This window comes from Priestia sp. FSL W8-0524 (assembly GCF_038005965.1).
Taxonomy (GTDB): domain Bacteria; phylum Bacillota; class Bacilli; order Bacillales; family Bacillaceae_H; genus Priestia; species Priestia zanthoxyli.
Genome location: NZ_JBBOUG010000001.1, coordinates 3833182 through 3844799, shown reverse-complemented (window position 1 = coordinate 3844799; position 11618 = coordinate 3833182). Strand labels below are relative to the sequence as shown.

Genomic DNA, 11618 nt, shown 5'->3' with positions numbered 1-11618 from the left:
AATGAGAGTGAATGAAATAAAGGTGCTTATTGTAGATGATTCTGCATTTATGCGAAAGCTAATCGGCGATTTTTTAGCATGTGACAGTCGTTTTCACGTTGTGGGTACCGCACGTAACGGTGAAGAAGGGTTGAAAAAAGCGCTCGAGCTGTCGCCAGACATTGTGACACTTGATATCGAAATGCCTAAAATGAATGGCTTAGATATGTTAAAGCAGCTTATGCGTGTGAAGCCCCTTCCTGTTGTCATGTTATCGAGTACAACAATAGAAGGTGCTGAAAATACGCTGACCGCTATGCAGTACGGCGCAGTTGATTTTGTTGCTAAACCTTCGGGAGCTATTTCGCTGGACTTACATAAAGTGAAAGATGAGCTTATCTCTAAACTATTGCTTGCTAGTAAAGCCAACATATCTTCAAGCAGTCATCAGCACGTGCAAAACAGAAGTGTATATAACCTCCCGATGGGGACGAAAGTGAACAAAATGATTTGTATTGGCACTTCTACTGGAGGACCGCGTGCGCTGCAAGAAGTATTATCAACTGTTTCAAAAGACATACACGCACCTATTTTTATTGTGCAACATATGCCTCCAAATTTCACAAAATCATTAGCGGTTAGACTAGATCAGCTAGCTGATATTGAAGTGAAAGAAGCACAAGACAATGAAATCGCGCGCTCAGGATGTGCGTACATTGCGCCTGGAGGTTTTCATATGACGGTTGTAGAGAAAGAAGGACAGCTCAGCATTTGTTTAGACACTTCTTCACCTGTAAAGGGACATCGCCCCTCAGTGGATCGTTTGTTTCAGTCGATTAGTAAAATTTCAGGTTATCAAAAACTTGCTATTGTGTTGACGGGAATGGGGGCGGATGGAACGGAAGGCATTATTGATTTAAAGAAAAATAAAGACGCGCTTATATTGGCTGAATCTAAAGAAACAGCTGTCATTTATGGGATGCCCAAATCAGCTGTTTCTACAAAGCTTGTTGATTATATTGAACCGCTGCGAAACGTTGGAAGCTTTATTTCTCGCTACGCACAGAAATAGGAGGGAAAGTTACGATGGATATGAATCAATATCTAGAAGTGTTTATTGAAGAAAGCAAGGAACATCTTCAAAACGTTAACGACCAGCTAATGCGTTTTGAAAAAAATACCGATGATCTTGGTTATGTAAATGAAATTTTTCGGTCTGCTCATACGTTAAAAGGTATGTCTGCAACAATGGGATTTGATGATTTAGCACAATTAACTCACAAAATGGAAAACGTGCTAGATGCCGTTCGAAATCATCAAATCGACGCTCACACGGAAGTTCTTGATGCTTTGTTTGAATCAGTCGATGCGCTAGAAATAATGGTTCAATCTATTTCTGAAGGCGGCGATGGTCAGCTTGATGTCAAATTGCTTGTTCAAAAGCTGCAGCGTATTGTAGCAGAGGAACCCGCAGCAGAGCATGCGGCTTCTTCTATTGAGTATGATGAGTTCGTACAAACGCTGCTCAGTCAAACAGCAGGGCAAGGATTTAATGCGTTTGAAATAACCGTACAGCTCGAACGCACCTGTCTGTTAAAAGCTGCGCGTGCATATATGGTATTTGATGTGTTAGAGCAAGCGGGAGACGTCATTAAGTCAGCGCCAACTGTTCAAGATATCGAACAAGAAAAATTTGAATCATCTTTTATCGTTATATTAGTAACAAGCGAATCGCAAGAAAAGCTGAAGGCGAGCATTATGGAGGTCTCTGAAGTAGAAAGCGTGAAAATTGCTGCGGTCCCCATAAAAAAGGAGACAGAAATGCAGGAGCTTGTTTCACAAGAAGAAGCAGCAGCTATACAGGAAGTTACTGTGTCAGCACCTTCTAAATCACCTGTTGAAGAGAAAAGACATCTCTCAAATAACAAGACGATTCGAGTCAATATTGACCGTTTGGACAGTCTCATGAACTTGTTTGAAGAACTAGTTATTGATAGAGGCAGGTTAGAACAAATATCAAAAGAATTGAATAATAGCGAATTAGACGAAACGGTAGAGCGGATGTCCCGTATTTCTGGAGATTTGCAAACGATTATTTTAAATATGCGTATGGTGCCTGTAGAAACCGTTTTTAATCGGTTTCCCCGTATGGTGAGACAGCTTTCAAAAGATTTAGGGAAACAAATTGAACTTCAAATTGTCGGAGCTGATACAGAGTTGGACCGGACCGTCATTGATGAAATTGGAGATCCGCTTGTTCACTTATTAAGAAATGCCGTTGACCACGGAATTGAAATGCCTCAAGCACGCTTAAAGAACGGAAAGAATGAAAAGGGAACGATTCGCCTTAAAGCTTATCATAGCGGAAATCATGTCTTTATTGATTTAGAAGATGACGGGGCGGGCATCAATCGTGAAAAGATACTGCAAAAAGCGTTAGATCGAGGAATTATCGATGGGAAAACTGCTGAAACGCTGACGGATAAACAAGTATACGAGCTCATTTTCGCTTCGGGCTTTTCGACGGCTGAACAAATTTCAGATGTTTCCGGACGAGGAGTAGGTCTAGATGTCGTGAAAAACACGATTGAATCGCTAGGGGGTTCTGTAACGATCGATTCTAACGAAGGATACGGTTCGCGTTTTTCTATTCAACTGCCGCTCACTCTGTCTATCATTTCTGCTTTACTCGTGCAAATGAGTGAAGAGCGCTATGCCTTACCGCTTTCTTCGATTATTGAAACAGCTATTGTTCAGCCGAAAGAGGTCATGCATGTACATGGTCAAAAGGTTATTGACTTTCGAGGAGCCATTATTCCTCTTATTGATTTAAAAGAACTATTTACTGTGCCTAACTCGGTACAAAGAGATCATTATTCCGTCGTTATTGTGAAAAAAGGAGAAAAGACCGCCGGGCTAATTGTTGATTCTTTTATCGGTCAGCAGGAAATCGTTTTAAAATCTTTAGGTCATTATCTGCCGGGTGTATTTGCTATTTCAGGAGCCACGATTTTAGGCGATGGACAAGTAGCACTTATCATTGATTGCAACGCTTTGATCAAATAACAAATGCTGTAAAAAGAAAGGGAGAAAGGCATGAAAATTATTGTGTTTCAATTGGGGGACGAGGAGTACGGAATTTCAGTAGAAGAAGTGCAATCGATTGAAAAGATTCAGCACATAACACGCGTTCCTGGAGTAAAAGAATATGTAAAAGGTGTTATTAATCTTCGCGGTGTTATTACACCGATTATTGATTTGCGCACTCGTTTTAACTTACAAGAACAGCTTAACCATGAGCTGACACGTATTATTATGGTTCGTCTTAATGATGTAGAAGCAGGTTTGATTGTGGATGCGGCAAATGATGTAGTAGACATTGATGAAAAAACGATTGCTTCAGTGCCTGAAACAGTTGAAGGAACAGCTGTAGAATACTTGAACGGAGTTGTTAAAGTAGATAGCCGTTTAATTGTTCTTCTAAATTTACCTAAAGTGCTCTCTTTAGAAGACCACCTCCAGTGAGCCAAGCGAATAATGGATATCACGCTGAAGTTTGTAGGAGTTGAAGAATCGTGAGAGATGATAAACAAGTGATTAAGGTAGGAATTGCCGAGATGAATGTTACACATGCACCCGCAGTGCTTCGAACAACGGGATTAGGGTCATGTGTAGGAGTTGTCGTTTACGACTCTGTTCACTCAGTAGCTGGGCTCGCTCATGTAATGCTTCCCGATTCAAGCGGGGCTAAATGTCCTTTTAATAGAGCTAAATATGCAGATACAGCCATTTTTGATTTGATAAATATGTTGATTAAACAAGGTGCACATAGAAGATTATTAAAAGCAAAAATAGCAGGGGGCGCACAGATGTTTCAATTTGAACCAAGAAATGATGTGATGCGAATTGGCCTTCGAAATGTTCAAGCAGTGGAGAGAGAACTGCATAGAAACAGTGTAGAAATTGCAGCAAAAGCTACAGGAGGACACAACGGACGCACAATTGAATTTGATCCTCAAACGGCTATTTTAAAGGTTCGTACGATTAATGAAGGGGTAAAAACGATATAAAGCGCGCTCTGACCGTTGACCGTTTAATAGCGCTATAAAAAGGAGTTGAAAGACCCTTGAAAAGTATACAAGAAGTTGAAGAACATAAAATTTGGCAGGAATGGATAGAGACGAGAGACTCCCATGCGGGAAACATGCTTGTTAAAAAGTATATGCCGCTTGTTAACTATCACGTTCAGCGGATTAGTGTAGGGCTGCCGAAGAATATTCATAAAGAAGAGCTTCGTAGTTTAGGATTAATCGGCCTTTACGATGCTTTGGAAAAGTTTGATTACGGTAGAGACTTAAAGTTTGATACATATGCGTCTTTTCGAATTCGAGGGGCGATAATAGACGGGCTTCGTAAAGAAGATTGGTTATCAAGAAGCGCAAGGGAAAAGACGAAAAGAATTGAGCAAGCAACAGAAGCACTTGAACAAAGATACTTGCGCAGAGTTGCACCAAGTGAGGTTGCAAAAGAAGTAGGCATGACAGAAGCAGATGTTGTTCATACAATGAATGAAGGCTTCTTAGCTAACGTTTTGTCAATGGAAGAACAGCCAAAAGAGTATGAAGATGGAGAGCAAAAATACACGATTAAAGATGAAAAAACGCTCTCTCCTGAAGAGGAGCTAATTAACGACGAACGATATCAAGAGCTCGCTGAAGTTATCGAGCAGCTAAATGAAAAAGAGCAGCTTGTTGTTTCATTATTTTATAAAGAGGAGTTGACTTTCACAGAGATCGCGCAGCTGTTAGGGCTATCCACTTCACGCATTTCTCAAATTCATTCGAAAGCGCTGTTTAAAATGCGTACGAGTTTAAGCAAAATAATTTAACAAAGAGGTAAAGTGATGGGGTTTTTACTCACAGTTAGTTTTTTAATTCATGGTCTATCACTGTTTTGCATTATTCTTTTATATATGCAAGTGACCAAAGTGAAAAGGATTGAACGCTTGCACCAGCAAAATATAAATAAAATGGAAGCTGCAATGAGTTCATATCTCGCTGAATTTCAGGAACAAAACGAGCAGTTTTTACGGCAGCTTCGTGAGCGTTCAACTTCGCTTTCTTCCGAAATGGAAGAAAGCAGCGCCAAATCACCTTTGGTAGATGAAGAAGACGTGCCTGTTCAAAGGGTGGATCTAAAAAGTGAGCCTTCCCAGTCGCTGCATGAACTTCTCTCTATAGAAGAAAATCAGAAACATATAAGCACATCTTTTGATGAATTAACTACAGACCAAATTCAAGATTTGTCAGGTGAAGAGATAAAAGAATTTTCCGTTTATTTAAAGGGAAAAGGTTTAACAATTGAAGAAATTGCAAAACATTTACACAGAGGGAAAACTGAAATTGAATTATTATTGAAATTTCATCAATAAACTTAATGAAACGCTTGCTTGTGAAAAAGGAGTATGCTATATTAGTTTTTGGTGTTATTACACACGCTTGTTGATTCGGTTGATGGTGCTACTTTTTGTAGTTTCGGCTGAAGATGATATAAGCGGAGGAGACTTAAAACCATTAGGAGGAAAAACACATGTCAGTAATTTCAATGAAACAATTACTAGAAGCTGGTGTACATTTCGGTCACCAAACTCGCCGTTGGAACCCAAAAATGAAGAAATATATCTTCACTGAGCGTAACGGCATCTACATTATCGATCTTCAAAAAACAGTTAAGAAAGTAGAAGAAGCGTACAAATTCGTTAAAGAATTAGCTGCAGACGGCGGTACTGTTTTATTCGTAGGTACGAAAAAACAAGCTCAAGATTCTGTTAAAGAAGAAGCAGCTCGCGCTGGTATGTACTTTGTTAACCAACGTTGGTTAGGTGGTACATTAACTAACTTCTCAACTATCCAAAAACGTATCAAACGTTTAAAAGATATCGAAAAAATGCAAGAAGACGGTACTTTCGAAGTACTACCTAAGAAAGAAGTAGTTCAACTTAAAAAAGAGTTAGAGCGTCTTGAAAAATTCTTAGGCGGCATTAAAGATATGAAACAACTTCCAGATGCATTATTCATCATTGACCCTCGTAAAGAGCGTATTGCAGTAGCGGAAGCTAAAAAATTACACATTCCAATCGTTGGTATCGTAGACACTAACTGTGATCCAGACGAAATTGATTATGTAATCCCTGCAAACGATGATGCAATTCGTGCTGTTAAACTTTTAACTTCTAAAGTTGCTGATGCTATTCTAGAAGCTAAACAAGGTGAAGAAACAGCAGTTGAAACTGAAACAACTACTGCTTAATTCCGTGAAAGGTGATAAGAGGGAATAGCCTTTTATCACCTTTTTTTGAAAAGATTTAACCCATTTATATACATTAATTACATACCCAAACAAGGAGGCTACACATTATGGCAATTACTGCTCAAATGGTAAAAGAACTACGTGAAAAAACAGGCGCTGGTATGATGGATTGTAAAAAAGCGTTAACTGAAACTAACGGTGATATGGAGCAAGCAATCGATTTCTTACGTGAAAAAGGTATTGCAAAAGCTGCTAAAAAATCAGACCGTATTGCTGCTGAAGGTCTAACTTACATCGAAACTCAAGGTAACGAAGCTGTTATCTTAGAAGTTAACTCTGAAACTGATTTCGTTGCGAAAAACGAAGGTTTCCAAAAATTAACAAAAGAATTAGCTGCTCACATCTTAGCTAACAAACCAGCTGACGCTGCTGAAGCTGCTACTCAAAAAATGGAAAACGGTGCAACTGTTGAAGAACACATCAACTCTGCAATCGCTACAATCGGAGAAAAATTATCTCTACGTCGTTTCGCTGTAGCAACAAAAACTGATGCTGATGCATTCGGTGCTTACCTACATGCTGGCGGACGTATCGGTGTGTTAACAGTATTATCTGGTACAACTGAAGAAGCTGTTGCAAAAGACGTTGCTATGCACATCGCTGCAATCAACCCTAAATACATCTCTCGTGACCAAGTTTCTGCTGAAGAAACTGAGCGTGAGCGCGAAGTATTGACTCAACAAGCATTAAACGAAGGCAAACCAGAAAAAATCGTTGCAAAAATGGTTGAAGGTCGCCTTGGCAAATTCTTCGAAGATATTTGCTTACTAGATCAAACATTTGTTAAAAATCCTGATCAAAAAGTACGTCAGTTCGTTGAGAGCAAAGGCGCTACTGTTGAAAGCTTCGTTCGTTTTGAAGTAGGAGAAGGTATTGAGAAACGTCAAGACAACTTCGCTGAAGAAGTAATGAACCAAGTTAAAAAGTAAGGGTTTGACCGTATAGGGAACACTGTGTGTTCCCTTTTTTACAAAAGAGATCTCACCGTTAACGATGGAGGTAAGCATGAGTCAAGCAAAATATAATCGTATCGTATTAAAGTTAAGTGGAGAAGCATTAGCTGGTGAAGATGGTTTTGGTATTAACCCATCCATCATCAAATCTGTTGCTGAACAAGTAAAAGCCGTTTATGAATTAGGTGTGGAAATTGCTGTAGTCGTTGGTGGTGGAAACATTTGGCGTGGTAAAATTGGTAGTGAAATGGGTATGGATCGTGCAGCTGCTGATTATATGGGAATGCTAGCAACAGTGATGAACTCGCTGGCTCTTCAAGATAGCTTAGAGAACATTGGTGTGCAAACACGAGTTCAGACTTCTATCGAGATGAGACAAGTAGCAGAGCCTTATATTAGAAGAAAAGCTGTTCGACATCTTGAGAAAAAACGCGTTGTTATTTTCGCTGCGGGTACAGGAAACCCTTATTTCTCTACAGATACAACAGCAGCTTTGCGTGCAGCTGAAATCGAAGCTGACGTTATCTTAATGGCTAAAAACAACGTAGATGGCGTTTATAATGCAGATCCTAAGCTTGTACCTGATGCTGTAAAATATGAAACATTAACATATATTGATGTTTTAAAAGATGGACTAGCTGTTATGGATTCTACAGCTTCTTCATTATGTATGGACAACGATATTCCGCTAATTGTTTTCTCCATTACGGAAGAAGGCAATATTAAACGTGCCGTTACAGGCGAAAACATTGGAACAATTGTAAAGGGGAAATAAACATGCCAAAACAAGTGTTGCAAAACGCAAAAGAAAGAATGGAAAAAGCAATTCAATCATTTAGCCGCGAACTAGCATCAATTCGCGCTGGACGTGCAAGCGCGTCACTTCTTGACCGCGTAACGGTAGAATACTACGGTGCACCAACACCGATTAACCAATTGGCGCAAGTAAGCGTACCGGAAGCTCGTATGCTTGTTATTCAGCCTTATGACAAATCACAAATTGGTGAAGTTGAAAAAGCTATTTTAAAATCTGATTTAGGATTAACACCTACAAGCGATGGAACTATTATCCGTTTATCGATTCCTGCTTTAACGGAAGAGCGTCGTCGTGAGTTAGTGAAAATGGTTAAAAAATATGCTGAAGAAGCAAAAGTTGCGGTTCGTAACGTACGCCGTGATGCAAACGATGATTTCAAAAAGTTAGAGAAAAAAGGTGAAATTACTGAAGACGATCTACGCGGCTACAGTGATGACATTCAAAAACTAACAGATGACCATATCGTAAAAGTGGATAAAGTGGCAAAAGATAAAGAAGAAGAAATTATGGCAGTTTAAGTCATTTCAAGGTAAAATATATTGTAAAAGACCCTCTATTGTTTACAGGGGGTTTTTTTGTTAATAATGTGTAGTAAGAAAAAACTCACATAAGCTACACGTTTATGTGAGAGCGTACAACGGGGGACCTTTGCATGTTAAGAAAATTTCAAGCATGGAAGAAAAGTCAAGATTTAAATACACTGTCTTTGTCAGAACGAAAAGATCAAGTGAAACAGCACCCTGTTCCTGAACATATTGCAATTATTATGGATGGGAACGGTCGTTGGGCGCAAAAACGAGCTCTTCCTCGCATGATGGGCCATCATGAAGGAATGAAAGTAGTACGTCATGTGACCAGACTGGCCAATGAATTAGGTGTTAAAGTATTAACTTTATATGCATTTTCCACTGAAAATTGGAAGCGCCCCAAAACTGAAGTTGAGTTTTTAATGAAACTGCCAGAGGAATTTTTAACAACCTTTTTGCCTGAGCTAATTGAAAAAAATGTGCAAGTTCGTATTATGGGAGATAAAAGTGAGCTCCCTGCCCATACGATTCGAGCCGTGGATAAGGCAATTGAAAAAACAAAGCATAACACGGGGATGATTTTAAACTTCGCGCTTAATTACGGTAGCCGTCACGAAATTGTGGGCGCTATTCGGTCATTGGCAGAAGATGTAGAACAGGGAAAAGTGGCTTCCTCTTCTATTTCAGAAAATTTATTTTCTTCCTATTTAATGAGCAAAAGCCTTCCAGATCCGGATTTGCTTATTCGCACAAGTGGCGAGCTTCGCTTAAGTAACTTTATGCTTTGGCAGCTAGCGTACACAGAGTTTTGGTTTACAAAAGTATTATGGCCAGATTTTAAAGAAAATCATTTAATCGAAGCAGTCGAGGCGTTTCAAAAGCGCGGTCGCCGCTTTGGTGGTGTATAAGAAGGTGTGGAAAACAAGATGAAACAGCGCATTATCACCGCGATTGTAGCACTTGCGGTATTTGTGCCGATTGTTTTAATTGGAGGGTTACCTTTTACCCTTATCATGTATGTGATCGGAACAGTTGGTGTAATTGAGCTTTTAAAAATGAAACATTTGAAAGCAATGTCTTTTCCAAGTATCATTAGTTTATTACTAACTTGGGTGTTTTTACTACCAAACGGAAGAGATGTTGCATTTCAATTCTTAAGTGAACATAAGATAGAAGTAGCGCTTGCTGCTGTCCTTCTTTTATTAATGTACACGGTTGTAGTTAAAAATAAATTTACCTTCGATGACGTTGGGTTTATTTTATTAACAACAGTATATGTTGGCTTTGGCTTTCATTATTTTATCGAGGTTCGTCAAGAGTTCGGGTTAGCTTATTTGTTCTTTGCTTTCCTTATTATTTGGGCGACGGATTCCGGAGCTTATTTTATTGGACGAGCAATGGGGAAACGAAAGCTATGGCCGGAAATCAGTCCCAATAAAACAATTGAAGGTTTTGTTGGTGGCGTCGTATGCGCTATTATAGTAGCCATTGTATTTAAGCTGTTAGCAAATATTGATCAAACTATGATCGAGCTACTTGTAATTGGTATTATCGTATCGTTATTTGGACAGATGGGTGATCTTGTACAATCAGCGTTCAAACGTCACTATGGCGTAAAAGATTCAGGGAAAATTTTACCGGGTCATGGTGGGATTTTAGACCGTTTTGACAGTTTAATGTTCATCATGCCAATTTTAGCTTTTTTATTATCTCTATAAAAAAGATGTCTTTGTTTTAATAGGAGTGAATATACTTGAAGAAAATTTCCTTGTTAGGAGCTACAGGTTCAATCGGTACTCAAACCGTTGATATTGTTCGAGCGCATCCTGAGCATTTTGAGCTCTCAGCAATCTCTGTAGGTCGAAATATTAACGAAGCAAGAAAGATTATTCAGCAGTGTAAGCCAGCCCTTGTTTCTGTAATGAAGAAAGAAGATTGTCTGTCACTGCAAGCAGAATTCCCTTCTATTCGATTTGTTTATGGAGAAGAAGGACTTGTGGAAGTAGCAACTCATCCTTCTACAGAAGTGTTGGTAAACGCTGTTCTTGGAAGTGTAGGGTTGACTCCTACGCTAGAAGCAATCAAAATGAGAAAAACAATTGCTATTGCAAATAAGGAGACACTTGTTACCGCTGGTCACCTTGTCATGGAAGCAGCCAAGGAATATGGCGCTGATATTTTACCGGTAGACAGTGAGCATTCAGCTATTTTTCAAAGTTTGCAAGGGCAAGATCAAAAAGCAATAGACCGTTTAATTTTAACGGCTTCTGGAGGGAGCTTTCGAGATAAGACGAGAGCAGAACTACAGGGAGTAACGGTTGAAGATGCGTTAAATCATCCAAACTGGTCAATGGGAGCTAAAATTACAATTGATTCGGCAACGATGATGAATAAGGGACTAGAAGTGATTGAAGCACATTGGCTTTTTGATCTTCCCTATGAGAAAATTGATGTATTGTTACATAAGGAAAGCATCATTCATTCTATGGTAGAGTATTCTGATACAAGCGTTATTGCTCAGCTTGGAACGCCCGATATGCGCGTGCCAATTCAATACGCGTTAACGTATCCAAGACGCATGTCTTTGCCTGACACCAAGCGTTTAAGTTTGGCGGATATTGGTCAGCTTCACTTCGCTAAAATGGATGAAGAGCGTTTTCGCTGTTTAGCTTTTGCATTTGAGGCTGGCAAAGCGGGTGGAACACTTCCGACTGTTTTAAATGCAGCTAATGAAGAAGCTGTTCAAGCCTTTCTAGATGGTCACATTACATTTTTACAAATTGAAGATGTGATTGAAAAAGCAATGAATGAACATACTGTAATACAGAAACCTTGTTTATCTACTATTAAAGAAGTAGATTCAGAAGCAAGAGAGTTTGTTAGATCCGCCATCTCTCGATAATGTGCGTGCGAGAGAAGCCACTCCCTTATTTTTGGTGGGTGGAGGTTTGACTCTATTACATGAAGGGGGTA

The 11618-nt window shown here is 39.4% G+C and carries 13 protein-coding genes; all 13 read left to right on the top strand.

The features are described 5' to 3' along the window. Positions 1-7: 7 nt before the first annotated feature. The 13 genes from NST66_RS20110 (at position 8) to dxr (ending at position 11547) form a co-directional block, all read left to right on the top strand. A complete protein-coding gene (locus NST66_RS20110) occupies positions 8-1051 on the top strand; it encodes a protein-glutamate methylesterase/protein-glutamine glutaminase (protein WP_033579791.1) in 1044 nt (347 codons plus the stop codon). 14 nt (positions 1052-1065) lie between these two features. After that, the gene (locus NST66_RS20105; RefSeq protein WP_310877782.1) at positions 1066-3045 is read left to right on the top strand and encodes a chemotaxis protein CheA; all 1980 of its coding nucleotides are present in this window, start codon (positions 1066-1068) and stop codon (positions 3043-3045) included. Positions 3046-3075: 30 nt separating this feature from the next. Further along, entirely contained in the window at positions 3076-3504 is a 429-nt protein-coding gene (locus tag NST66_RS20100; protein ID WP_014458457.1) for a chemotaxis protein CheW, read from the top strand. 50 nt (positions 3505-3554) lie between these two features. Then, positions 3555-4049: a chemotaxis protein CheD gene (locus NST66_RS20095; protein ID WP_098626920.1), complete on the top strand. Its 495-nt coding sequence runs from the start codon at positions 3555-3557 to the stop codon at positions 4047-4049. Between the two features lie 56 nt (positions 4050-4105). Beyond that, the gene (locus NST66_RS20090) at positions 4106-4867 is read left to right on the top strand and encodes a FliA/WhiG family RNA polymerase sigma factor (protein ID WP_025750299.1); all 762 of its coding nucleotides are present in this window, start codon (positions 4106-4108) and stop codon (positions 4865-4867) included. 15 nt (positions 4868-4882) lie between these two features. Next, positions 4883-5410, top strand: coding sequence for a hypothetical protein (locus NST66_RS20085; protein WP_033579793.1), 528 nt, complete (start codon positions 4883-4885; stop codon positions 5408-5410). A gap of 158 nt (positions 5411-5568) precedes the next feature. Further along, positions 5569-6288 (top strand): 30S ribosomal protein S2, encoded by a 720-nt coding sequence (rpsB, locus tag NST66_RS20080; protein ID WP_013058850.1) that lies wholly within the window; start codon positions 5569-5571, stop codon positions 6286-6288. A 107-nt stretch (positions 6289-6395) separates the two neighbouring features. Next, a complete protein-coding gene (gene tsf, locus NST66_RS20075; protein ID WP_013058849.1) occupies positions 6396-7277 on the top strand; it encodes a translation elongation factor Ts in 882 nt (293 codons plus the stop codon). A gap of 76 nt (positions 7278-7353) precedes the next feature. Beyond that, positions 7354-8076, top strand: coding sequence for a UMP kinase (pyrH, locus tag NST66_RS20070; RefSeq protein ID WP_028411409.1), 723 nt, complete (start codon positions 7354-7356; stop codon positions 8074-8076). A gap of 2 nt (positions 8077-8078) precedes the next feature. After that, positions 8079-8636, top strand: coding sequence for a ribosome recycling factor (frr, locus tag NST66_RS20065; protein ID WP_013058847.1), 558 nt, complete (start codon positions 8079-8081; stop codon positions 8634-8636). Positions 8637-8770: 134 nt separating this feature from the next. Continuing rightward, positions 8771-9553, top strand: coding sequence for an isoprenyl transferase (locus tag NST66_RS20060; RefSeq protein ID WP_028411408.1), 783 nt, complete (start codon positions 8771-8773; stop codon positions 9551-9553). A gap of 18 nt (positions 9554-9571) precedes the next feature. Continuing rightward, positions 9572-10363 carry a phosphatidate cytidylyltransferase gene (locus tag NST66_RS20055; protein ID WP_033579794.1) on the top strand — a complete coding sequence of 264 codons (792 nt, stop codon included), beginning with the start codon at positions 9572-9574 and terminating at the stop codon, positions 10361-10363. A gap of 35 nt (positions 10364-10398) precedes the next feature. Further along, positions 10399-11547, top strand: coding sequence for a 1-deoxy-D-xylulose-5-phosphate reductoisomerase (gene dxr / locus NST66_RS20050; protein WP_340843664.1), 1149 nt, complete (start codon positions 10399-10401; stop codon positions 11545-11547). Positions 11548-11618 lie beyond the last annotated feature (71 nt).